This is a genomic window from Burkholderia sp. SIMBA_051 (assembly GCF_046534915.1).
Taxonomy (GTDB): domain Bacteria; phylum Pseudomonadota; class Gammaproteobacteria; order Burkholderiales; family Burkholderiaceae; genus Burkholderia; species Burkholderia ambifaria.
In genome coordinates this window covers 473,643-495,455 of the sequence record NZ_JAWRXS010000003.1, presented here as the reverse complement: position 1 = coordinate 495,455, position 21,813 = coordinate 473,643, and the positions used below count along the sequence as shown (strand labels likewise).

General features: G+C 66.9%; 20 protein-coding genes and 1 other RNA gene. 6 read left to right on the top strand and 15 right to left on the bottom strand.

From position 1 onward, the window contains the following. Positions 1 to 14 precede the first annotated feature (14 nt). From ispG to ndk, 4 genes are all read right to left on the bottom strand, one after another. Positions 15 to 1,319, bottom strand: a complete 1,305-nt coding sequence (gene ispG, locus SB771_RS09775) for a flavodoxin-dependent (E)-4-hydroxy-3-methylbut-2-enyl-diphosphate synthase (RefSeq protein ID WP_012363994.1) — start codon at positions 1,317 to 1,319, stop codon at positions 15 to 17. A gap of 106 nt (positions 1,320 to 1,425) precedes the next feature. Beyond that, positions 1,426 to 2,445: a helix-turn-helix domain-containing protein gene (locus SB771_RS09770; RefSeq protein WP_175660655.1), complete on the bottom strand. Its 1,020-nt coding sequence runs from the start codon at positions 2,443 to 2,445 to the stop codon at positions 1,426 to 1,428. 176 nt (positions 2,446 to 2,621) lie between these two features. Next, on the bottom strand, positions 2,622 to 3,761 hold the full coding sequence (rlmN, locus tag SB771_RS09765) for a 23S rRNA (adenine(2503)-C(2))-methyltransferase RlmN (RefSeq protein WP_011657023.1): 1,140 nt from the start codon (positions 3,759 to 3,761) through the stop codon (positions 2,622 to 2,624). 55 nt (positions 3,762 to 3,816) lie between these two features. Next, entirely contained in the window at positions 3,817 to 4,242 is a 426-nt protein-coding gene (ndk, locus tag SB771_RS09760; RefSeq protein ID WP_006755775.1) for a nucleoside-diphosphate kinase, read from the bottom strand. A 249-nt stretch (positions 4,243 to 4,491) separates the two neighbouring features. On the opposite strand from ndk, the gene SB771_RS09755 reads away from it, so the two are divergent. After that, the gene (locus SB771_RS09755) at positions 4,492 to 5,190 is read left to right on the top strand and encodes a Bax inhibitor-1/YccA family protein (RefSeq protein ID WP_006755774.1); all 699 of its coding nucleotides are present in this window, start codon (positions 4,492 to 4,494) and stop codon (positions 5,188 to 5,190) included. 65 nt (positions 5,191 to 5,255) lie between these two features. Here the strand turns inward: SB771_RS09755 and rlmD are convergent, their stop codons facing one another. Next, positions 5,256 to 6,710 (bottom strand): 23S rRNA (uracil(1939)-C(5))-methyltransferase RlmD, encoded by a 1,455-nt coding sequence (rlmD, locus tag SB771_RS09750; protein ID WP_207789416.1) that lies wholly within the window; start codon positions 6,708 to 6,710, stop codon positions 5,256 to 5,258. A gap of 146 nt (positions 6,711 to 6,856) precedes the next feature. On the opposite strand from rlmD, the gene SB771_RS09745 reads away from it, so the two are divergent. Further along, positions 6,857 to 7,711 carry an endonuclease/exonuclease/phosphatase family protein gene (locus tag SB771_RS09745; protein ID WP_175660654.1) on the top strand — a complete coding sequence of 285 codons (855 nt, stop codon included), beginning with the start codon at positions 6,857 to 6,859 and terminating at the stop codon, positions 7,709 to 7,711. 27 nt (positions 7,712 to 7,738) lie between these two features. On the opposite strand, the gene SB771_RS09740 is transcribed toward SB771_RS09745, so the two are convergent. From SB771_RS09740 to ffs, 10 genes are all read right to left on the bottom strand, one after another. After that, on the bottom strand, positions 7,739 to 8,515 hold the full coding sequence (locus SB771_RS09740) for a 3'-5' exonuclease (protein ID WP_006755578.1): 777 nt from the start codon (positions 8,513 to 8,515) through the stop codon (positions 7,739 to 7,741). A 3-nt stretch (positions 8,516 to 8,518) separates the two neighbouring features. After that, on the bottom strand, positions 8,519 to 9,604 hold the full coding sequence (gene rpoS, locus SB771_RS09735) for an RNA polymerase sigma factor RpoS (RefSeq protein WP_006755579.1): 1,086 nt from the start codon (positions 9,602 to 9,604) through the stop codon (positions 8,519 to 8,521). Positions 9,605 to 9,615: 11 nt separating this feature from the next. Then, positions 9,616 to 10,503: a peptidoglycan DD-metalloendopeptidase family protein gene (locus SB771_RS09730; RefSeq protein ID WP_175660653.1), complete on the bottom strand. Its 888-nt coding sequence runs from the start codon at positions 10,501 to 10,503 to the stop codon at positions 9,616 to 9,618. Positions 10,504 to 10,508: 5 nt separating this feature from the next. Further along, positions 10,509 to 11,456 (bottom strand): protein-L-isoaspartate(D-aspartate) O-methyltransferase, encoded by a 948-nt coding sequence (locus SB771_RS09725; RefSeq protein WP_105834144.1) that lies wholly within the window; start codon positions 11,454 to 11,456, stop codon positions 10,509 to 10,511. Then, entirely contained in the window at positions 11,453 to 12,214 is a 762-nt protein-coding gene (gene surE / locus SB771_RS09720) for a 5'/3'-nucleotidase SurE (protein ID WP_011657030.1), read from the bottom strand. Before surE ends, SB771_RS09725 begins: the two co-directional genes overlap by 4 nt. A gap of 211 nt (positions 12,215 to 12,425) precedes the next feature. After that, complete coding sequence (locus tag SB771_RS09715; RefSeq protein WP_105785806.1) at positions 12,426 to 13,631, bottom strand: CaiB/BaiF CoA transferase family protein; 1,206 nt, start codon at positions 13,629 to 13,631, stop codon at positions 12,426 to 12,428. A gap of 48 nt (positions 13,632 to 13,679) precedes the next feature. Continuing rightward, positions 13,680 to 14,276: a recombination mediator RecR gene (recR, locus tag SB771_RS09710; protein WP_006755697.1), complete on the bottom strand. Its 597-nt coding sequence runs from the start codon at positions 14,274 to 14,276 to the stop codon at positions 13,680 to 13,682. A 40-nt stretch (positions 14,277 to 14,316) separates the two neighbouring features. Then, positions 14,317 to 14,643, bottom strand: coding sequence for a YbaB/EbfC family nucleoid-associated protein (locus SB771_RS09705; protein WP_006755698.1), 327 nt, complete (start codon positions 14,641 to 14,643; stop codon positions 14,317 to 14,319). Positions 14,644 to 14,737: 94 nt separating this feature from the next. Beyond that, complete coding sequence (locus SB771_RS09700; protein ID WP_175660652.1) at positions 14,738 to 17,179, bottom strand: DNA polymerase III subunit gamma/tau; 2,442 nt, start codon at positions 17,177 to 17,179, stop codon at positions 14,738 to 14,740. Positions 17,180 to 17,306: 127 nt separating this feature from the next. Next, an RNA gene (ffs, locus tag SB771_RS09695) (signal recognition particle sRNA small type) lies at positions 17,307 to 17,405 on the bottom strand. Between the two features lie 403 nt (positions 17,406 to 17,808). Here ffs and trxA point away from each other — a divergent pair. The 4 genes from trxA to SB771_RS09675 all read left to right on the top strand — a co-directional run bounded on the left by trxA (position 17,809) and on the right by SB771_RS09675 (position 21,776). Next, complete coding sequence (gene trxA / locus SB771_RS09690) at positions 17,809 to 18,135, top strand: thioredoxin TrxA (protein WP_006402348.1); 327 nt, start codon at positions 17,809 to 17,811, stop codon at positions 18,133 to 18,135. 195 nt (positions 18,136 to 18,330) lie between these two features. Beyond that, entirely contained in the window at positions 18,331 to 19,593 is a 1,263-nt protein-coding gene (gene rho / locus SB771_RS09685) for a transcription termination factor Rho (RefSeq protein WP_006753675.1), read from the top strand. 129 nt (positions 19,594 to 19,722) lie between these two features. Beyond that, positions 19,723 to 20,223, top strand: a complete 501-nt coding sequence (locus SB771_RS09680; RefSeq protein WP_175660651.1) for a MerR family transcriptional regulator — start codon at positions 19,723 to 19,725, stop codon at positions 20,221 to 20,223. Beyond that, the gene (locus tag SB771_RS09675; protein ID WP_175660650.1) at positions 20,220 to 21,776 is read left to right on the top strand and encodes an MFS transporter; all 1,557 of its coding nucleotides are present in this window, start codon (positions 20,220 to 20,222) and stop codon (positions 21,774 to 21,776) included. Before SB771_RS09680 ends, SB771_RS09675 begins: the two co-directional genes overlap by 4 nt. Positions 21,777 to 21,813 lie beyond the last annotated feature (37 nt).

The following is a 21,813-nucleotide window of genomic DNA, read 5'->3' as shown; positions in this document are numbered from 1 at the left end:
TGTGTGTGGACGAATTAATTCAGGGCCTCGGTGCGGCCGTAGTTGCGTGCGACGTAGTCGCTGACGATCTGCTGGAATTCCTCGGCGATCCGCTCGCCGCGCAGCGTCTTGACCTTCTCGCCGTCGATGAAGACGGGCGCGGCCGGGTTCTCGCCCGAACCCGGCAGGCTGATGCCGATGTTCGCGTGCTTCGATTCGCCCGGGCCGTTGACGATGCAGCCCATCACCGCGACGTTCATCTTCTCGACGCCCGGATATTCCTTGCGCCATACGGGCATCTGCTCGCGCAGGTAGGTCTGGATCTGCATCGCGAGCTCCTGGAACAGCGTGCTCGTCGTGCGGCCGCAGCCCGGGCACGCGATCACCATCGGCGCGAACGAGCGCAGGCCCATCGTCTGCAGGATTTCCTGGCCGACGATCACCTCGCCCGTGCGCGGCGCGCCCGGCTCCGGCGTCAGCGAGATACGGATCGTGTCGCCGATCCCTTCCTGCAGCAGCACGCCGAGCGCGGCCGTCGACGCGACGATGCCCTTCGAGCCCATGCCGGCCTCGGTCAGACCGAGGTGCAGCGCGAAGCCGCAGCGGCGGCCGAGTTCCCGGTACACGGCGATCAGGTCCTGCACGCCGCTGACCTTGCACGACAGCACGATGCGATCACGGCCGAGACCGAGTTCGACCGCACGCTCGGCCGAGCCGATCGCCGACTGGATCAGCGCCTCGTACATCACGCTTTGCGCGCCCCACGGCTGCGCACGCGCGCCGTTCTCGTCCATCATGCGCGCGAGCAGGTCCTGGTCGAGGCTGCCCCAGTTCACGCCGATCCGCACCGCCTTGTCGTACTTGGCCGCGGCTTCGATCATCAGCGCGAACTGCGTGTCGCGCTTCGCGCCCTGACCGACGTTGCCGGGATTGATCCGGTACTTCGACAGCGCCTCCGCGCAGCCCGGGTAGTCGCGCAGCAGCAGGTGGCCGTTGTAGTGGAAATCGCCGACGAGCGGCACGGTCACGCCCATCCGGTCGAGCTGCTCGCGGATCGCCGGCACGGCGGCCGCGGCCTCCGGCGTGTTCACGGTGATGCGGACCAGTTCGGAGCCCGCGTTCGCGAGTTCCTTGATCTGGATCGCCGTGCCGATCGCATCGGCCGTGTCGGTATTCGTCATCGACTGGACGCGCACCGGCGCATCGCCGCCGATCGTCACGAGCTGCCCGCCCCAACGAACATCCACCGCATGCGACACGCGACGCGGCTGATGCCCGCCGAACACCGGCTCGGTTGAACAAATCTGACTGCTGCGTGGGGATTGAGCTTCGGATTGCATCGATAGATCCATTTACGCGGAATGCGCCGCGAAGCGGCGCATGAATTGAAAAAGCGCCGTGCCCTCGCGGCCTGTGCTGAACAGGCCCGCGCCACGGCGCTTGACATCAGGGCAACGTGAACCGCGCCACGTTACCCCGCGCTGCCGAATATTTTGCCGGATCGACAGGTTTTCCGTCGAACGCAACCGCGTCCATGCCTGCCTTGTTGCCGATCGTGACCTTGAACGGCCCGTCGCCGGCGACCTGCTTCGTCTCGCCGGCCCGCACCAGCGCCGAGAACAGCTCCTTGCCGTTCTTGTCGCGCACGCTGAACCAGCAATCCTGCTTGACCTTCAGTTCGATCATCGACTGCCCTGCCGCCACCACGACGCTCGCGGGCTGGGCCGGCACGGCCGCGCCGCTCGCCGCGGCCGTCACGACCGGTTGCGACGCGGGCGCCGCGACCGCTGGGGCCGGCGCCGGTGCTGCCGGTGCCGCCGATGCAACGACCTGCGGCGCCACGGCGGACGCCGCGACCTGCGCCGGCGCATCACTGCCGGCTGCCGCCGACGCGCCGCCCGCGGCGGCCCCTTCGACCGAAGACGCCGCCGGCGCGCTGGCCGCCGACGCATGGTCGGTGTCGCCGCCCTTGAAACGCGCGAGCCAGCTCGACGAATCGCCGCCAGTGTGCCACATGAGCACCGCGACCACCGCGACGACGACGATCGCCGTCCCCCACAGCCACGGATGGTGGTGCGACGAGCCGCCGAGCGGAATCGACACGCGGCCGCGCGGCAGATCTGTCCCCGACGACGCGGGCATCGACAAATCGACTTCCGGCACGCCGCGCTCGCGGCGCAACGCCTGCGCAAACGGCTCCGGATCGACGCCGAGCATCTTCGCGTAGCTGCGCACGACGCCGAGCGCGAACGTCACGCCGGGCAGATGGCTGATGTCGCCTGCCTCGAGCGCACGCAGCTTCGGCGGGGCGACCTTGAGCCGCGCCGACACGTCGTCGACCGTCCAGCCCTTCGCCTCCCGGAGCTGCGCCAGCCGGCTGCCGACAGCCGCCAGCGTTTCCAACCCCGCCGGTGCCGGCTTCGCGGCATCCGTCTCTGCGCCGTTTGTCGGCTGCGGCTCACTCATCCTTGTCCTCGCGTCGATTCTTCTTCACTGGCGAGTGCCGCCGGCTCGAGCCGGCCGGCACCCGCAACTGTCCATATCATGCGCGGCGCCGAGGCGCCGCGACCGATCGCTATTCGCGTGTTGTACCGCCAAGAGGCTCGGGCATCCGGGCCAGGCCGCCCCGACCTGGCACCCCGTCAAATTGCCCGAACTTCGATGATTTTTGCTGCCGCGCCCGTTCGCTCCGCCAGGCGGGTGCGGTCCTTCACGGCGCCGGCCAGCTGGCCGCATGCGGCGTCGATGTCGTCGCCGCGCGTCTTGCGCACGGTCGTGACGACACCCGCGTCGATGAGGACCTGTGCAAAACGTTTGATCTGCTCCGGCTTCGAGCGGATGAGGCCCGATTCCGGAAACGGATTGAACGGGATCAGATTGAACTTGCACGGAACGTCACGCGTGACGGCCAGCAGTTCGCGCGCATGCGCTTCGGTGTCGTTGACGCCGTCGAGCATGCAGTATTCGAAAGTAATGAAGTCGCGCGGCGCGACTTTCAGATAACGCTGGCACGCGGCCATGAGCTCGCGAAGCGGATGCTTCTTGTTGAGCGGCACCAGCTCGTCGCGCAGCGCATCGTTCGGCGCGTGCAGCGAAACGGCGAGCGCGACCGGCAATTCGGCGCCGAGGCGGTCCATCATCGGCACCACGCCGGACGTCGACAGCGTGACGCGGCGGCGCGACAGGCCGTACGCGTTGTCGTCGAGCATCAGCCGCATCGCGGGCACGACCGCGTTGTAGTTCAGCAGCGGCTCGCCCATGCCCATCATCACCACGTTGGTGACGACCCGTTCGGCCTTGCCGTTCGGACCGGGCGCGCGACCGAGCGACGCACGCAGCGCAAATTCGGCCATCCGGAGCTGACCGATGATTTCGGCTGTCGACAGGTTGCGGGAGAAGCCCTGCTTGCCCGTCGAGCAGAAGCGGCAGTTGACCGCGCACCCGGCCTGCGACGACACGCACAGCGTGCCGCGCGTCTCTTCCGGGATGAACACGGTTTCGACCGCATTGCCGTTTCCGACGTCGATCAGCCACTTGCGCGTGCCGTCGGTGGAAACGTGATCGCTGGCGATCTCGGGCATCACGATCGACGCACGGCCCTTGAGCTTTTCTCTCAGGGACTTCGCGAGATCGGTCATGCCGTCGAAATCGCCGGCGTTGTACTGGTGGATCCAGCGCTGCAACTGCTTGGCGCGGAACGGCTTCTCGCCAAGGCTGCCGCAGTACGCGACAAGACCCTCGGCATCGAAGTCGAGAAGATTGACGGAAGTTTCGCTCGTCATGATGTGCTGCCTTGCCGCTTGCGCTGAATCCTGCCTACTTGTTGCCAGCCAGGGCTTAGCGCGAGTAGACGTTCATTTCCGGGAAGAAGAACGCGATTTCGACCGCGGCCGTTTCGGCAGCGTCCGAGCCGTGCACGGCGTTCGCGTCGATGCTGTCGGCGAAGTCGGCGCGGATCGTGCCCTTTTCCGCCTTCTTCGGATCCGTCGCACCCATCAGGTCGCGGTTCTTCAGGATCGCGCCTTCACCTTCCAGAACCTGGATCATCACCGGGCCCGAGATCATGAAATCGACGAGGTCCTTGAAGAACGGACGTGCTGCGTGAACCGCATAGAACTTCTCTGCGTCGCCACGCGACAGGTGAGCCATGCGCGATGCGACGATCTTCAGGCCGGCGCCTTCGAAACGGCTGTAGATCTGACCGATCACGTTCTTTGCCACCGCATCCGGCTTGATGATCGACAGGGTGCGCTCGATTGCCATAAAAACTCCAAAAAATTAAGAAGTTACAGGTTCAAATGAATCCGCTATTGTAGCACGATCCCGTGTATCATTGCGATTGAACCCTTACACGAATGAAAGGTTTCGAATCCATATGTTTTTTGCACCGCCCGCATTGAAACCTGGCGGCGCGGAACGTATCTTAGCCATAGCTGCCCCGGTTTGCTGCGCCGCACATCGCGCGCGCCGAACCGGCCCCGGACGCCCACGCGTTCAATGTTAGGAGAAACCATGAACGACTATCCGTACAATTTCGGCCGCGGCGGTTCCGTCAGCACCGCCGAAGTTCGTAACCGCGTGCTGCGGAACACGTACTGGCTGCTCGCGCTGTCGATGGTGCCGACCGTGCTGGGCGCCTGGGTCGGCGTCGCGACGGGCTTCTCGCTGTTCGCGGCCACGAGCCCGATGATGAGCCTGCTCGCGTTCTTCGCGATCGCGTTCGGCTTCATGTTCGCGATCGAGCGGACCAAAAACAGCGCGGCCGGCGTGTTCGTGCTGCTCGGCTTCACGTTCTTCATGGGCCTGATGCTGTCGCGGCTGCTCAGCTTCATCCTCGGCTTCTCGAACGGCCCGTCGCTGATCATGCTCGCGTTCGGCGGCACCGGCATCATCTTCGCCTCGATGGCGACGATCGCCACCGTCAGCAAGCGCGACTTCTCGGGGCTCGGCAAGTGGCTGTTCATGGGCGTGATCGTGATCCTGCTGGCGTCGGTCGCGAATATCTTCCTGCAGCTGCCGGCGCTGATGCTCACCGTCTCGGTGCTCGCGATCGCGATCTTCTCGGCCTACATGCTGTTCGACGTCCAGCGCGTCGTGAACGGCGGCGAGACGAACTACATCTCGGCCACGCTCGCGATCTACCTCGACCTGTACAACGTGTTCACGAACCTGCTCGCGCTGCTCGGCATCTTCGGCGGCAACCGCAACTGACGTTCGCACCACCCCATGAAAAACCGGCCCGCGGGCCGGTTTTTTTACGTCCGACGCCCGCCCGCTCAGTCGCGCTCGAACAGCGCGATCGATTCGACGTGCGACGTATTCGGGAACATGTTCACGACCCCGGCGCCCTTCAGGCGGTAACCCGCCTCGTGCACGAGCAGGCCCGCGTCACGCGCGAGCGTCGACGGGTTGCACGACACGTAGACGATCCGCTTCGGCAGCGGGCCTTCGCCGCTCTGCGCGATTTCGGCCAGCGCCTTCGACACCGCGAGCGCGCCTTCGCGCGGCGGGTCGATCAGGAACTTGTCGAACGCGCCGAGCGCACGGAGGTCGTCGCCCGTCACTTCGAACAGGTTCCGGCACGCGAACGTCGTGTGGCCGTCGACGCCGTTTTCGCGCGCATTCGCCAGCGCGCGCGTCGTCAGCGTGTCGCTGCCTTCGATGCCCATCACCTCGCGCGACAGGCGCGCGAGCGGCAGCGTGAAGTTGCCGATCCCGCAGAACAGGTCGAGCACGCGATCGTCGCGCGACGGCGCGAGCAGGCGCAGCGCACGGCCCACCAGCACGCGGTTGATCTGATGGTTGACCTGCGTGAAGTCGGTCGGCTTGAACGGCATGCGGATGCCGAACTCCGGCAGCGTGTAGTCGAGCGGCACGTCGAGCGGATAGAACGGCGTCACCGTGTCCGGGCCCTTCGGCTGCAGCCAGAACTGCACCTTGTGCTCGTCCGCGAACGCGCGCAGCAGCGCTTCGTCGTCCGCATTGATCGGCTCCAGCACGCGCAGCACCAGCGCCGTGACTTGCGAACCGACCGCGAGTTCGATCTGCGGCATCCGGTCGCGAATCGACAGCCCCTCGACCAGCCGGCGCAACGGCACCAGCATTGCCGACACGTGCGGCGGCAGCACTTCGCAGCTCGTCATGTCGGCGACATAGCTGCTCTTCTTTTCGTGGAAGCCGACCAGCACGCCGCCCTTCTTCGCGACGTTGCGCACGGTCAGGCGCGCACGGTAGCGGTAGCCCCACGACGGGCCATGGATCGGCGCGAACACCGTCTCGGCGCGCAGCTTCGCCAGGTGCCACAGGTTGTCCTCGAGCACGCGCTGCTTGATCGCCACTTGCGCGCGCATGTCGAGATGCTGCATCGAGCAGCCGCCGCAGGTGCCGAAGAACGCGCATTTCGGCTGCGTGCGCAGCACGCTCGGGCGCAGGATGTCGACCACGGTCGCCTGCTCGTAGCTCGGCTTGCGACGGTAGCTCGAATAGGTCACGCGCTCGCCGGGCAGCGCGCCTTCGACGAAGATGACCTTGCCCGGCGTGCCGTCCTCGGTCACCGTGCGGCCGACACCGCGCGCTTCCATGTCGAGCGATTCGATCTCGAGAACCGGGGCAGGCCCGGGCGCGACGGGCGCATTTTTCGATTTGCGCGCAGAAGTGGGGACGGCTTCGGACACCAGCTTTTCCTGACAAACGTTGAAGAAGGCGAGATTGTAGACGACGCCAGCCCGCATCGTCCGCTTTCATCGCGCATGTGCCCATACGGATGCATCCACGGGCCACGTAATGCACAAGGGCCCGCAGGCGCAGTGTCTTGCCGACCCACCGGCGGCACAAGTTCTGCTCGCAGGTTGGCTCTCTGCTCGCAGGAGAATCGACCATGCGACTGATCGACTGGAACGTTCAATGGGGTCGGGACGCGGACGGCGTCGTCGACCTCGCGCGCACCATCGCCGCCGCCCGCCGCCTCGGCGACTTCGACGTGCTGTGCATGCAGGAAGTCACGCGCGGCTTCGGCGCGCTGCCCGGCCAGCCGGGCCCTGATCAGTTCACCGAACTGGCGGCGTTGCTGCCCGGCTATACGATCTTCGAGGCGATCGGCGCCGACCTGCCGCCGCTCGAACCCGACGCGGCGCGCCGGCAGTTCGGCAATGCGATCGCGACCCGGCTGCCGGTCGGACGCGTGCTGCGCCAGTTGCTGCCGTGGCCGGCCGACGCCAGCGGGCCGTCGATGCCGCGCGTCGCGCTGGAGGTCGAGTTGACGACGTCGTCCGGCGCGCTGCGTATCATCACGACACACCTCGAATTCTATTCCGCGCGCCAGCGACTCGCACAGGTGGATGCGATGCGCGCCCGGCACCGCGAAGCGTGCGCCCACGCCGATCAGCCTGCCCCGGCGGAGAACGCCACGGGACCGTTCACCGCGACCGGTCAGGCGCGCGACGCGATCATCTGCGGCGATTTCAACAGCGCGTTCGACAGCGATGCGTACCGGCGCCTGCTGGAGCCGATCGCGGACGCGCCATCGTTCGTCGATGCGTGGGTTGCCCGGCACCCGGGCCATACGCCGCCGCCGACCGCCGGCGTCTACGACACCGCGCAATGGTCGGACGGGCCGCTCGCGTGCGATTTCGTGTTCGTGACCGATACGCTGCTGCCGCGCGTCACGCGCTGCGAGATCGACGGCGACGTGCGCGCGTCGGATCACCAGCCGGTCGTGCTCGAGGTCGATTGATCGCGGCCGCGACGCGGGCCGCCCGCGTCACGCGTCGAAGCCGGCCAGGTATTCGGCCCAATGCGACGCAGGCTCCTGCGCCAGCGAATTCTTCACGAGCAGGATCTCGTCCGCATATTCGCTCGGCGTGAGGCCGCCGCGCATCAGCTGGAACCGGCAATACAGCAGGTAGGTGTTGACGACGTCGGTTTCGCAGTAGTTGCGGATTTCCTCGATCCGCCCGTCCTGGAACGCCGGCCACACCTGGCTGCCGTCCATCCCGAGCTTGCCCGGAAAGCCGCACAGCTTCGCGAGCGCGTCGAGCGGCGCGTTCGCGCGCGCCTGATACATCGCGAGCACGTCCATCAGATCGGTATGCCGCGAGTGATAGCGCGCGATGTAGTTGTTCCACTTGAATTCGCGGTCGTCCTCGCCCAGATCCCAGTAGCGCGTCGCGGGAATCCCGTGCACGAGCGCACGGTAATGGAGCACCGGCAGGTCGAAGCCGCCGCCGTTCCACGACACGAGCTGCGGCGTGTATTTCTCGATCACGCGGTAGAACGACTGGATCAGCGTCGCCTCGTTGTCCTGGGGCGTGCCCAGCGAGCGCACACGGAAACCGTTGTTGTCGCGGAACACGCAGGAAATCGCCGCGATGCGCTGCAGGTGATGCGGCAGGAAATCGCCGCCGGTCTTCTCGCGGCGCGCGGCGAACGCATGTTCGGCCACCGCGGCGTCGTCGAGCGTCGCGGGCAGATCTTCCAGACGGCGAATGCCGTCGACATCGGGAATGGTCTCGATGTCAAAAACGAGAATCGGAGTCATCAGTTACAGAACGGCGTCCTTGCGTACGCCATTGGAGGCAAAGAACCGCTTGAGGCGCACCAGCGCTTCCTGCTGGATCTGCCGCACGCGCTCGCGCGTGAGCCCCATCTCGTCGGCCAGCTCCTCGAGCGTGGCCGGTTCGATGTGGTTCAGGCCGAAGCGGCGCTCGATCACGTGGCGGTGCTTGTCGGACAGCCGTGACAGCCACGCGCGCGTGAGCGTCTCGAGCTCGCGGTGCTGCACCTCGGCGTCGGGCGACTGGCTCTGGTCGTCGGGCAGCAGATCGAGCAGGCTGCTCGCGGGATCGAGGTCGAGCGGTGCGTCGAGCGATGCGGTGTGCTCGTTGAGCGCGAGGATGTCGGTGACTTCCTCGGCGGTCTTGCCGGTGAGATAGGCGATGTCGTCGATGCTGGCTTCGCGGCGCTCGGCCGCCTCGCCCGTCGACATCGAATTCTTTTCGAGGTGGCGCTTCGCGCGCAGCACCTGGTTCAGCTCGCGGATCACGTGCACGGGCAGGCGCACGGTGCGCGCCTGGTTCATGATCGCCCGCTCGATGCTCTGGCGGATCCACCACGTCGCATAGGTCGAGAAGCGAAAGCCGCGCGTCGGGTCGAATTTCTCGATCGCGTGCATCAGGCCGAGGTTGCCTTCCTCGATCAGGTCGAGCAGCGGCACGCCGCGGTTCAGGTAACCCTTCGCGATACTGACGACGAGACGCAGGTTGCGCTCGATCATCACCTGCCGCGCCTCGAATTCGCCGGCCTTCGCGAGACGCGAATAGCGCTGCTCCTCCTCGACGGTCAGGAGCGGCTTCACGCTGATGCGGTTCAGGTAATGCTGGATCGTGTCGGCCGTGAGCTCGGCCTGCAGCAATGCGCGGAAATCGTCGACGTCGGGAGCCGCTTCCGGACGGCCTTCGCGCTCGCCGTCGCCGTCCGCTTCGGCGTCGCTTGCCTCGATATCACGTTCGTTTTCCGCGACGTCGTCTTCGTCGTCCTTCGAAGCGCCAGCTCGCCCCACCGATGCTTGCGTGGCACGACTGATCTTCTCAGACTCGGCTTGCGGCTCGTGGCGCTTCGATTTCGGCATGGTCGTCTCGGTTATTGAGGCGGCAAATACTTCAGCGGATCGACAGGTTTACCCTGCCGGCGAACCTCGAAATGCAGCATCACGCGGTCGGCATCGCTGTTACCCATCTCGGCGATCTTCTGCCCCTTCGTCACCGCGTCCCCCTCTTTTACCATCAAAGCGCGATTATGTGCATACGCCGTGAGGTAAGTTGCATCGTGTTTGATGATAATGAGGTTGCCGTAGCCACGCAGGCCATTGCCCGAGTAGACGACGCGGCCATCGGCCGCCGCCTTCACGGGTTCACCCGACGTGCCGCCGATATTGACACCCTTGTTCTTCGCGTCGTCGAAACCGTTCAGCAGCGGGCCGCGCACGGGCCATGCAAACGTCACGGGGCCGCTCGGCACTGCTGCCGTATCGCTCGATGCGGAGGCGGCAGCCGGCGGCGTGATCGCGGACGACGACGAGCCTGCGGCCGGCGTCGCGGGACCGCTGCTGAGCGGCGCGGTCGCGACGGCAGCGCCGCCGATCGGCGCGGCAACCTGCGAGCCGGCAACCGCGGCGCCGCCCGGCGGCGCGACGCGCAGCAGTTGGTCGACTTCGATCTGGTTCGGGTTGGTCAGGTTGTTCCACGCGGCGATGTCGCGATAGTTCTGGCCGTTCTCGAGTGCGATCCGGTACAGCGTGTCACCCGGTTTCACACGGTAGAAGCCGGGCGGCGGCGGGCCGAGCGGCACCGCCGGCTGCGCGGCAGCGGTCGTGCCGAGCGTTCCGGAGCGGTCGACGACGGGCGCGTTGTCGAGGCGCGTCGCACAGGCGGCCAGTAGCGTGGAGAATGCAGCCACACAGATCGCGCGCTGGGCGAACGTGAGCGGTTCCCTGGTTCGGTTGTTTTGCATCGCGCGCAACATACTCATCGGTTTCAAATCACTCCGGATTTTAAAGGGACAAAGAAAACGCGATCAAGCCGGGACTCTCGCCATTGCGCGGGCGCGACGCGCTCGACCAGCGTGAGCACCTGGTGCTGCCCGCTCTGCGCGCCGACCGGCGCGACGAGCCGCCCGCCGATCGCGAGCTGCTCGAGCAGCGCCTGCGGCACGTCGAGCCCCGCCGCCGCGATCACGATCGCGTCGAACGGCGCCGCGGACGGCAGGCCGACACGCCCGTCGCCATAATGCAAACGGATGTTCGGCACGCGCAGCGGCCGCAGGTTCAGCTTCGCGCGCTCGTAGAGCGGCTTGATGCGTTCAATCGAATACACGTCGCGCGCCACGTGACTCAGCACCGCGGCCTGGTAGCCGCAACCGGTGCCGATCTCGAGCACGCGCTCGAGTGTGCGGCCGGCCATCGCGAGCTCGATCATGCGCGCGACGACCGACGGCTTTGAGATCGTTTGCTGGTGGCCGATCGGCAACGCGGCATCCTCGTAGGCCTGCGTCGCGAGCCCCGGATCCACGAACATGTGGCGTGGCACCGCGGCCATCGCATCCAGCACGCGCGCGTCGGTCACGCCGTTCGCGCGCAGGCGTTCGACCATGCGCTCGCGCACACGTTCCGAGGTCAGCGCGAACGCGCCGGCCGGCGCGCTGCTCGGCGCGGCCAGCTTCGGCGCGGCCGGCTTCGGCATCGCGGGCTTCAGCACGGTCGGCTTCGGCGCGGTCGCGGGCTTCGCGGCGGCCGTGCCGGGCAGCGCGCGAGCGGCGCCCGTCTTCGCCACCGGCTTGAGCACGGCGGCGGGCTTGTCGGCGGCCTTCGGCACCGCGCTCGCCGCATGGCGTTCGCCGGACCCGGACCGGACTTCCGATTTGCGTGGCGCTCGCTTGAGATCTTCGAGCGCGAGCGGGAACCGCTTCGCGCGCTCGCCGCTCATGAAGCCCGCCCGCCTGCGCGCGCCCATTCGCGCGTTGCAGGCAGCATTTGCGTATGCGTGAGATCGAGCTGCAGCGGCGTGATCGACACGAAACCGTTTGCGACGGCGTGGAAATCGGTACCTTCGCTCGCGTCCAGCGCGGCACCCGCCGCACCGATCCAGTAGACCGGCTCGCCGCGCGGGTCGGTCTGGCGAATCACCGGCTGCGACGGGTGACGCTTGCCGAGGCGCGTGACCTTCCAGCCCCTCAGCTCGTCGTACGGCAGATTCGGAATATTGACGTTCAGCAACGGCTGACCGGGCAGCGGATGCGCGAGGTAATGCTCGACGATTTCCGCGGCGACGCGCGCGGCGTCGGCCAGATGCGCCCAGCCCTTGTCGGCCAGCGAAAACGCGATGGCCGGCACGCCGAACATGATGCCTTCGGTGGCGGCCGCAACTGTCCCTGAATAGAGGGTGTCTTCGCCCATGTTCTGGCCGTTGTTGATCCCCGACACGACGAGGTCCGGACGCTCGTCGGCCATCCCCGTCAACGCGACGTGCACCGAGTCGGTGGGCGTGCCGTTCACGTAGAAGAAACCCGTATTCGTCGCGCGCTGCACCGACAGCGGCCGCGACAGCGTGAGGGAATTCGACGCGCCGCTGCAGTTCTGCTCGGGTGCGATCACGGTGAGGTCGGCCAACGGCCGCAGCGCGTCGCTGAGCGCGGCGAGACCGGGGGCGAGATAGCCGTCGTCGTTGCTGAGTAGGATTCGCATCCGGCGATTGTAACCGAGGAAAGATGGCGCGAGAGCGACAGTCCGGCGGCGTCTGACGGGCCCGCGCGCAGCTCGCGCATGCGGTGCGCCGCCACACTGCGCGGCGGCGTTCCACCCACTCGGGAAAACACTCGGCTGCCCGCAGTCATCGACCCGGAAGGAAGTACCGTCCGGGAAACCCCGCGCGCTTCGCCGGCGCTGGGGACGACGCTCAGATCGCGCCGGCCTCGCGCAGCGCGGCGATCGCCTGCGCGTCGTAGCCGAGGCCGCGCAGCACCTCGTCCGTGTGCTCGCCGAGTTCGGGCCCGAGCCAGCGCGTTTCGCCCGGCGTGCCGGACAGCTTCGGCGTGATGTTCGGCAGCGGAATGTCGGTGCCGTCGGCGAGCTTGAAACGCTGGATCATCTGTCGCGCGACGAACTGCGGATCGGTGAACATGTCGGCGGCGCTATAGATGCGCCCGGCCGGCACGTCGGCCGCGTTGAGCACGGCCAGCGCGTCGTCGATCGTGCGCGGCGCGAGCCACGCGGCAATCGCGTCGTCGATTTCCTGCGTGCGCGGCACGCGTCCGTCGTTGCGTGCGAGTGCGGGATCGTCCGCGAGGTCGTCGCGCTCGATCGCCTTCATCAGCCGCTTGAAGATCGGGTCGCTGTTGCCGCCGATCACGATGCTGCCGTCGCGACACGCGTAGGTGTTCGACGGCACGATGCCCGGCAGCGACGCGCCGGTGCGCTCGCGCACCATCCCGTACACGCCGTATTCGGGCACCACGCTTTCCATCATGTTGAACACCGCTTCATACAGCGCAACGTCGACCACCTGCCCCGCGCCGCCATTCACGTTGCGGTGGTGGAGCGCCATCAGCGCCCCGATCACGCCGTGCAGCGCGGCAATGGAGTCGCCGATCGAGATGCCGATGCGCGGCGGCGGCAGATCCGGATAGCCGGTGATGTGACGCAATCCGCCCATCGATTCGGCGATCGCGCCGAAGCCGGGCCGGTCGCGGTACGGGCCCGTCTGCCCGTAGCCGGACAGGCGCACCATCACGAGACCGGGGTTGTCGGCCGACAGGATGTCGTAGCCGAGGCCGAGCTTCTCGAGCAGGCCCGGGCGAAAGTTTTCGACCACGATGTCGGCCTCGCGCGCGAGCTGCCGCGCGATCGCCTTGCCGGCATCGGATTTCAGATTGAGCGTGACCGATTTCTTGTTGCGCGCCTGGACCGACCACCACAGCGACGTGCCGCCCTGCTCCGGATGCAGCTTGCGCCACTTGCGCAGCGGGTCGCCGCCGTTCGGATCCTCGATCTTGATCACTTCCGCGCCGAATTCGGCCAAGAGGCGCGACGCGAACGGCCCCGCGATCAGCGTCCCGAATTCGAGCACTTTGACGCCCGCGAGCGGGCCCTGACTGGTGCTCATGTGTCTCCCTGGCATGAGGAACGGCGCCGCTCGCCGGCGGCGCCCGGCTTACATCGTGCGGCGGTCGAGCATCGCGCGGGCGATGGTGCCCGCGTCGACGTATTCGAGCTCGCCGCCGACCGGCACGCCGCGCGCGAGGCGCGTGACCGCGAGCCCGCGCGCCTTCAGCGTCTGGCCGAGGTAGTGCGCGGTGGCTTCGCCCTCGTTCGTGAAGTTGGTCGCGAGCACGACCTCCTTGACGACGCCGTCGGACGCGCGCCGCACGAGGCGGTCGAAATGGATTTCCTTCGGGCCGATCCCGTCGAGCGGGCTCAGCCGCCCCATCAGCACGAAATACAGCCCGCGGTACGTCATCGTCTGCTCGAGCATGATCTGGTCGGCCGGCGTCTCGACGACGCACAGCAGCGTCGGATCACGCTCGTCGTCGCTGCACACCTCGCAGATCTGCGCTTCCGTGAACGTGTTGCACTTCTCGCAGTGCTGCAGGTGCTCGGTCGCGAACAGCAGCGAGCGGCCGAGCCGCTCCGCGCCCTCCCGATCGTGCTGCATCAGGTGGTACGCCATGCGCTGCGCGGATTTCGGCCCGACGCCGGGCAGGACACGCAACGCCTCGACGAGCGCGGACAGGGCGGACGGCTGTTTCATACGGCGGCTGGAGGCTGAACGGGCTGAACGGACGCTGCGCTCAGAACGGCAGCTTGAAACCCGGGGGCAGCGGCAGGCCCGACGTCATGCCGCTCATCTTCTCCTGCGACGTCGCTTCGGCCTTGCGGACGGCATCGTTGAACGCGGCCGCGACCAGATCCTCGAGCATGTCCTTGTCGTCCGCGAGCAGGCTCGGGTCGATCGCCACGCGACGCACTTCGTTGCGGCACGTCATCGTCACCTTGACGAGGCCGGCACCCGACTGCCCTTCGACTTCGATCTGCGCAAGCTGCTCCTGCATCTTCTTCATGTTTTCCTGCATTTGCTGCGCTTGCTTCATCAGTCCGGCGAGGTTGCCTTTCAACATGGGAATACTCCTTCTTGATCGTGTGAAAACCGGCACGCGGCGCATGCCGGCCAATGTGTGCGGGCGTGATTGTGCCTGTCGCGGTGCGATTCGTTCAATGCAGCGTGGGCGGCGCGCCGTCCGGCGCCGAATCGGCGAGCGGCCGCACCGAGCCTTCGACGATACGCGCGCCGAAATCACGCACGAGCTGCTGGACGAACGGATCGCCGTGGATCTCCTGCTCGGCCTCGCGCTGGCGTGCCGCACGCGCGGCCGCATCGAGCGCCGCCGCGGTGCGCCGCGCTGGCCCGACCTCGACCGCGACCTCGACCGGCTTGCCGAGCGCGTCGGCCAGCGCAGCCTTCAGCTTCGCGACCTGGGCGGCGTCCGCATACTGCGGCACCGGCACGGACAGTTTCAACGTCGTCGCGTCGACGGCCGTCAGCTCGCTGTTGAACGCAAGCTGATACGCGACGCCCTTCAGCGGCAACCGTGCAGCCAGCGCCGGCCATTCGCCGTCGAAGCCGATCGGATCGAGCGCGATCGCGGGCGGCAGCGGACGCGTGTCGACCGGTGCGGACGGACGGGCCTCCGCCGGCTTCGGCGCAATACGCACGTCGTCGGGGCCGCTGTCGAATACCGGGACGAAGCCGTCGTCGGCCCCACCGCCGAACATCTCGTCGGCGCTGAGCGGCACGTATTCGTCCGGCGGGATGTCTTCCCACGGCGGCGGCGCCTGACGCGTGTCGGCAGCCTGCGGCGCGCGAGCTGCCGGACGCGGCGTCGGCACCTGCACGGCGGGACGCGACGGCGCCGGTTTGTCGGCGGCCGGCTGGGCCGCGGCCGATTTCGGCGCGGCGTCCGCTCGCGAGCGGTCGGATGACACGCGCATGCCGGCATTGCGCAGCACGTCGAGTGCGGCGGCTGCGCCACCGCGGGCCGACGGGCGCGCGGCAGGTGCGGCCGGCGCTGCCGGCGCGGCACGCGGCGTCGGTTCGGCAGGTGCTGCAGGTTCCGCGACGCGCTTGGCGACAGCAGGCGCCGCAGGTTCGTCGACGCGCTTGGCGACAGCCGGCGGTTCAGGTTCGTTGCGCACGGCCGGCGGCGCATCGCTCGCCGGTGCCGCCTGAGGTGCCGGGTTCGCTGCCGGCTGCGGTGCGGCCGGCGCTTCCGTCGCAGCCGCTGCCGGTGTCGCCACAGGTTTCACGGCCGACGAAGTCGCCGCATCGCCGGACTGGACCGGCGACGGACGCGCGGCGGGCGCGACCGGAGCGGCAGCCTGCGGGCGTACGGCCTCCGCGGCGGCGGCCGGTGCGGCTGCCGCTGGCGGCTTGGGTGCCGATATCGATGGCGACTTGGGCGCCGCAGCCGACGCAGCGGCAGCGGCAGCGGCAGCAGCGGTCGCACGCGGCGCGGGCGCGGGGACGGCACGCGGCACGGCCGGCTGGCCACCCGGCGCACTGCCGGCGCCGACGGCCGGCTCGAACGCGAGCATCCGCAGCAGCGTCATCGTGAAGCCGGCGTATTCGTCCGGCGCAAGGCCGAGCTCCGCGCGCCCGACCGTCGCGATCTGATAGAACAGCTGAACCTGCTCGGGGCTCAGCGCGTCCGCGAAGCGACGCAAGTCGGCCGCTTCCGGCCATTCGTCGAGCACCGAGCCCGGCGCGAACTGCGCCCATGCGATCCGGTGCAGCAGGCTCGCGAGATCCTGCAGCGCGGTGGAAAACGACAGGCTGCGCAGCGACATCTCGTCGGCGATCGCGAGGATCTCCGGGCCGTTGCCGGCCGCGAGCGCATCGAGCAGCCGCACCATGTAGGTCTGGTCGAGTGCGCCGAGCATGCCGGACACCGCCGCTTCGGTCACTTCGTTCGCCGAATAGGCGATCGCCTGGTCGGTCAACGACAGCGCATCGCGCATGCTGCCCTGCGCGGCGCGCGCGAGCAGACGTAGCGCCTGCTGCTCGAACGAAATCTGCTCTTCGCCGAGGATCCGTTCGAGATGCGACACGATGTGCCCGGCCGGCATCTGCTTCAGGTTGAACTGCAGGCAGCGCGACAGCACGGTGACGGGAATCTTCTGCGGGTCGGTCGTCGCGAGAATGAACTTGACGTGCGGCGGCGGCTCCTCGAGCGTCTTCAGCATCGCGTTGAACGCGTGGTTCGTCAGCATGTGCACTTCGTCGATCATGTAGACCTTGAAGCGCGCATCGACGGGCGCGTACACCGCGCGCTCGAGCAGCGCGGCCATCTCGTCGACGCCGCGGTTGCTCGCCGCGTCCATCTCGACGTAATCGACGAAGCGGCCTTCGTCGATCTCGCGGCACGCGCGGCACACGCCGCACGGCTGCGACGTGACGCCGGTTTCACAGTTGAGCGCCTTCGCGAAGATCCGCGACAGCGTCGTCTTGCCGACGCCGCGGGTTCCGGTAAACAGATAGGCGTGATGGAGACGCCCGCCGTCGAGCGCGTGCGTGAGCGCCCTGACGACGTGCTCCTGGCCGACGAGCGAAGCGAAATCCTTCGGACGCCACTTGCGTGCGAGAACTTGATAGGTCATCGGGAAATTGTATCAGTAACGCTGCGTCCCGCCGACACGCGAAACGGTGCGGAGAACGGGCAAGGCGCAGGAAAAACGGAGAATGACGCAGAAATAAAAAACGCCCAACGAACGGGGCGAGAGGAAAGGTGACGAGCCCAACCCTCGGCACTGGCAGAAAACGATTGTGGCTGCTTCGTTCCCGACCTGACCAGGTTCACCGCCCCACCATGCGAGGAGGCCCGTCACGGCATATTCTATCACCGCTTCCGGTCGAATGCGACCGTTTGTTCGCAACAATGCGAGGGATCGAGCAAACCGGCGCGCGCATGGGCGCATGAAGCCAGGGCGAGCACGCAGTGAATGACCGAGGCTCTTGTATTTTGCATGCGGGCCTCCACCTTCAGAACACAACGGTCGAACGGCGCGTCGTACCCCTACTCGCGTAGCGGCTACTATCGCCGCCCGCAGCAGATAGCAATTTAGGCTAATATGACGCCCGAACGACCCGCGAGCCGCGCCATGCAGCGCCTGCGCCCTTCCTTCCGGAGAGCGGAGTGACCTGCCGCAGCGGCCGGTAGCCGAAAGGCCGCCGGAGCGCCGCAACGCGCCAAGCAGGCAGTCCCCGAACCGTAAGAGGTATTGACCCAATGAGCGAACAGATCAAACACATCAGCGACGCATCGTTCGAACAGGACGTCGTCAAATCCGACAAGCCCGTGCTCGTCGACTTCTGGGCCGAATGGTGCGGCCCGTGCAAGATGATCGCCCCGATCCTCGACGAAGTCGCGAAGGATTACGGCGACAAGCTGCAGATCGCGAAGATCAACGTCGACGACAACCAGGCGACGCCCGCGAAGTTCGGCGTGCGCGGCATCCCGACGCTGATCCTGTTCAAGAACGGCGCGGCCGCCGCGCAGAAGGTCGGCGCGCTGTCGAAGTCGCAGCTCACCGCATTCCTGGACAGCCACCTGTAATACGGGCCGTTCCTCGGACGTGTTGTCAACCGACAACACGTCCGCCGCCAAGCCGCCGATCGGCCGCTCAGGCACGAATCAGCGTATGCTAGAATCAAAAAACGTCTACAAGACGCATTAAGTCTCAGAGCGCCTCCGCTCGCCCCTCCTCCCTTATTTCTTTTCGTCGCTTCTCCTCCCTGGCGGGTTCTCCGTATGCATTTATCCGAGCTCAAGTCTCTGCACGTGTCCGAACTGATCGAAATGGCCAATGGCCTGGAGATCGAAAACGCGAACCGCCTGCGCAAGCAGGAGCTGATGTTCGCCATTCTTAAAAAGCGCGCCAAGACGGGAGAGACGATCTTCGGCGACGGCACGCTCGAAGTACTCCCGGACGGCTTCGGCTTCCTGCGCTCGCCGGAAATGTCGTACCTCGCGAGTACCGACGACATCTATATCAGCCCGTCGCAGATTCGCCGCTTCAATCTGCACACCGGCGACACGATCGAAGGTGAAGTCCGCACGCCGAAGGACGGCGAGCGCTACTTCGCGCTGGTGAAGGTCGACAAAGTCAACGGGCAGCCGCCCGAGGCCTCGAAACACAAGATCATGTTCGAGAACCTCACGCCGCTGCACCCGAACAAGCCGCTGGCGCTCGAACGCGAGATGCGCGGCGAAGAGAACGTCACGGGCCGCATCATCGACATGATCGCGCCGATCGGCAAGGGCCAGCGCGGCCTGCTGGTCGCGTCGCCGAAGTCGGGCAAGACCGTGATGCTCCAGCACATCGCACACGCGATCAAGCAGAACCACCCGGACGTCGTCCTGTTCGTGCTGCTGATCGACGAGCGCCCCGAAGAAGTGACCGAAATGCAGCGCTCGGTCGCCGGCGAAGTCATCGCGTCGACGTTCGACGAACCGGCCACGCGTCACGTCCAGGTCGCCGAAATGGTGATCGAGAAGGCCAAGCGCCTCGTCGAAATGAAGCACGACGTCGTGATTCTGCTCGACTCGATCACGCGTCTCGCACGCGCTTACAACACCGTAATCCCGGCGTCGGGCAAGGTGCTGACGGGCGGTGTCGACGCGAACGCACTGCAGCGCCCGAAGCGCTTCTTCGGCGCGGCGCGCAACATCGAGGAAGGCGGCTCGCTGACGATCATCGGCACCGCGCTGATCGAAACCGGCAGCCGCATGGACGACGTGATCTACGAAGAGTTCAAGGGCACCGGCAACATGGAAGTGCACCTCGAGCGCCGCCTCGCGGAAAAGCGCGTCTATCCGTCGATCAACCTGAACAAGTCGGGCACGCGTCGCGAAGAAATGCTGATCAAGCCCGAGATCCTTCAAAAGATCTGGGTGTTGCGCAAGTTCATCCACGACATGGACGAAGTCGAGGCCATGGAATTCCTGCTCGACAAGATCCGCCAAACGAAGAGCAACTCCGAGTTCTTCGACCTGATGCGCCGCGGCGGCTAATCGCCCTCGCCCGCACGAACGGCCGCCCGCGCTTTTGCCCGGCGGCCGTTTTTTCGACCCAACCTGCACGTGAACGTACAGGTTGATCTATAATCGCGCCATCGCACCGACCGCAGCCCGCCCCTCCCCATGCCGAACGACGCCTCCGCCCCGCTGCTGACCGTGAGCGACGCCGCGTCGCGGCTCGGCGTCACGCCGCGCACGCTGAAGTATTACGAGGAGCGCGGACTCGTCACGCCGTCGCGCAGCGGCGGCCGCTATCGCCTTTACGATGAAGCCGATCTCGAACGCTTCGGCCGCATCCTGCGGTTGCGTGCACTCGGCTTTTCGCTGCACGGCATCACCGAGATGCTCAAGCGCCCGCTCGAAGAAACGGGCGACGGCCGGCGCCGCTATTCGGACGCGTCGCTGCGCGACATCCGCACGGGCCTCGCCGAGCAGATCGACACGCTCGACCAGCGGATCGCGGCCGTCCAGCGCGAACTGAAGGAAGCCGTCGCGCTGCGCAAGGAACTGCAGCACGACATCGACTACATCGAGCGGCGGCTCGCGGGCGAAAATCCCGACGCGCTGATCGCGCAGCGGCAGGCCGAAGCCCGCACGCGCCGCGCGCGCAAGGACCGGGAATGAACGTCGCGCGCGGTCGCTCGCCGCTGTGGAGCCGCGCGAACCTGCGCGCGGACCTCTTCCCGTGGGCGCTCGCACTCGTCACCGGCATCGACTACTTCGACAACGCAGTCTTCTCGTTCTTCGCGAGCTACATCGCAGGCGGCATCAACGCGTCGCCCGACGAACTCGTGTGGTCGTCCAGCGCCTATGCGGTCACGGCGGTGCTCGGCATCCTGCAGCAGCAATGGTGGGTCGACCGGCTCGGACATCGCCGCTACGTCGCCGGCTGCATGCTGATGTTCTCGTGCGGCGCGATCGCGGCGGCATTCGCCGACACGTCGCTCGAGCTCGCGTTCGCGCGCGGCTTCCAGGGCTACTTCATCGGCCCGATGATGGGTGCGTGCCGGATCCTGATCCAGATCAGCTTCAAGCCGCAGGCGCGGCCGCCCGCCACGCGCGCGTTCCTGATCATGATCCTGCTCGGCAGCGCGCTCGCGCCGATCGTCGGCGGGCTGCTCGTCGCGCATTCGACGTGGCGCGCGCTGTTCGCGTGCACGGCGCCTGCCGGGATCGCGTTCGCGATCCTCGCCCTCCTCACGCTGCCCGATTCGGGCAGGACGCCCGACGACGTGCGCGGCTCCGGACATTTCTGGCCGTACATCGTGTTCGCGCTCGCGCAAGGCGCGCTGCAGATCGTGCTGCAGCAGGTGCACTACCAGCTCTACAGCGGCTCGCCGATGCTGATCATGCTGACGTTCGTCGGCGTGGCCGCGCTCGCGTGGTTCGCCTATCACCAGTGGCACCATCCGACGCCCCTCGTGCGGCTGCATGCGTTTCGCGAGCGCACGTTCCGGGTCGGCTTGCTGCTGTACATGTTCTATTACTACGAGTCGACCGGCTTCAGCTACCTGACTTCCCGCCTGCTCGAAGGCGGGCTCGGCTATCCGGTCGAGAACGCCGGGCGCCTGGTCGGCACGATGTCCCTGATCTCGGCGACCGCGCTGTTCGCGTACCTGCGCTATGCGAAGCACGTCACGCACAAGAAATGGTTCGTGGTGCCGGGTTTCGCGATCGCGATCGCCGCCGCGCTGTGGATGACGCGGATGACGCCGCAGGTCGGCGAGGCCGCGCTGATCGGCCCGCTGCTGTTGCGCGGGTTGCTGCTGCTGTTCATCGTGCTGCCGGTCGCGAACCTGACGTTCCGTATCTTCGCGATCGACGAATACACGCACGGCTACCGGCTGAAGAACATCGTGCGGCAACTGACGATCTCGTTCGCGACGTCGTCGGTGATCATCGTCGAGCAGCACCGGCTGGCCGTGCATCAGACGCGGCTCGTCGAGCGCGCGAACGTGTTCGATCCACTGTTCCAGCAGACCGTCGACGCGCTCACGCGCAGCTATGCGGCAGCCGGCCATGCGCTGAACGACGCGCACGCCCTTGCGATCGCGTCGATCGCGCGGATGGTCGCGCAACAGGCGTCGTTCCTCGCGTCGCTCGACGGTTTCTATTTCCTCGCGGGCGTCGCGCTCGTCGGCGGCCTCTTCGCGGCATGGCAAAAAGAGATCGATTGAGTTAAAAGACAGGCTTTGGATCTTCCCGCGCTGCCTC

Coding starts and splice junctions, on each gene's coding strand:
- ispG (WP_012363994.1), bottom strand. CDS start 1,319: ATGCAATCCGAAGCTCAATCCCCACGCAGCAGTCAGATTTGTTCAACC.
- SB771_RS09770 (WP_175660655.1), bottom strand. CDS start 2,445: ATGAGTGAGCCGCAGCCGACAAACGGCGCAGAGACGGATGCCGCGAAG.
- rlmN (WP_011657023.1), bottom strand. CDS start 3,761: ATGACGAGCGAAACTTCCGTCAATCTTCTCGACTTCGATGCCGAGGGT.
- ndk (WP_006755775.1), bottom strand. CDS start 4,242: ATGGCAATCGAGCGCACCCTGTCGATCATCAAGCCGGATGCGGTGGCA.
- SB771_RS09755 (WP_006755774.1), top strand. CDS start 4,492: ATGAACGACTATCCGTACAATTTCGGCCGCGGCGGTTCCGTCAGCACC.
- rlmD (WP_207789416.1), bottom strand. CDS start 6,710: ATGCGGGCTGGCGTCGTCTACAATCTCGCCTTCTTCAACGTTTGTCAG.
- SB771_RS09745 (WP_175660654.1), top strand. CDS start 6,857: ATGCGACTGATCGACTGGAACGTTCAATGGGGTCGGGACGCGGACGGC.
- SB771_RS09740 (WP_006755578.1), bottom strand. CDS start 8,515: ATGACTCCGATTCTCGTTTTTGACATCGAGACCATTCCCGATGTCGAC.
- rpoS (WP_006755579.1), bottom strand. CDS start 9,604: ATGCCGAAATCGAAGCGCCACGAGCCGCAAGCCGAGTCTGAGAAGATC.
- SB771_RS09730 (WP_175660653.1), bottom strand. CDS start 10,503: ATGAGTATGTTGCGCGCGATGCAAAACAACCGAACCAGGGAACCGCTC.
- SB771_RS09725 (WP_105834144.1), bottom strand. CDS start 11,456: ATGAGCGGCGAGCGCGCGAAGCGGTTCCCGCTCGCGCTCGAAGATCTC.
- surE (WP_011657030.1), bottom strand. CDS start 12,214: ATGCGAATCCTACTCAGCAACGACGACGGCTATCTCGCCCCCGGTCTC.
- SB771_RS09715 (WP_105785806.1), bottom strand. CDS start 13,631: ATGAGCACCAGTCAGGGCCCGCTCGCGGGCGTCAAAGTGCTCGAATTC.
- recR (WP_006755697.1), bottom strand. CDS start 14,276: ATGAAACAGCCGTCCGCCCTGTCCGCGCTCGTCGAGGCGTTGCGTGTC.
- SB771_RS09705 (WP_006755698.1), bottom strand. CDS start 14,643: ATGTTGAAAGGCAACCTCGCCGGACTGATGAAGCAAGCGCAGCAAATG.
- SB771_RS09700 (WP_175660652.1), bottom strand. CDS start 17,179: ATGACCTATCAAGTTCTCGCACGCAAGTGGCGTCCGAAGGATTTCGCT.
- trxA (WP_006402348.1), top strand. CDS start 17,809: ATGAGCGAACAGATCAAACACATCAGCGACGCATCGTTCGAACAGGAC.
- rho (WP_006753675.1), top strand. CDS start 18,331: ATGCATTTATCCGAGCTCAAGTCTCTGCACGTGTCCGAACTGATCGAA.
- SB771_RS09680 (WP_175660651.1), top strand. CDS start 19,723: ATGCCGAACGACGCCTCCGCCCCGCTGCTGACCGTGAGCGACGCCGCG.
- SB771_RS09675 (WP_175660650.1), top strand. CDS start 20,220: ATGAACGTCGCGCGCGGTCGCTCGCCGCTGTGGAGCCGCGCGAACCTG.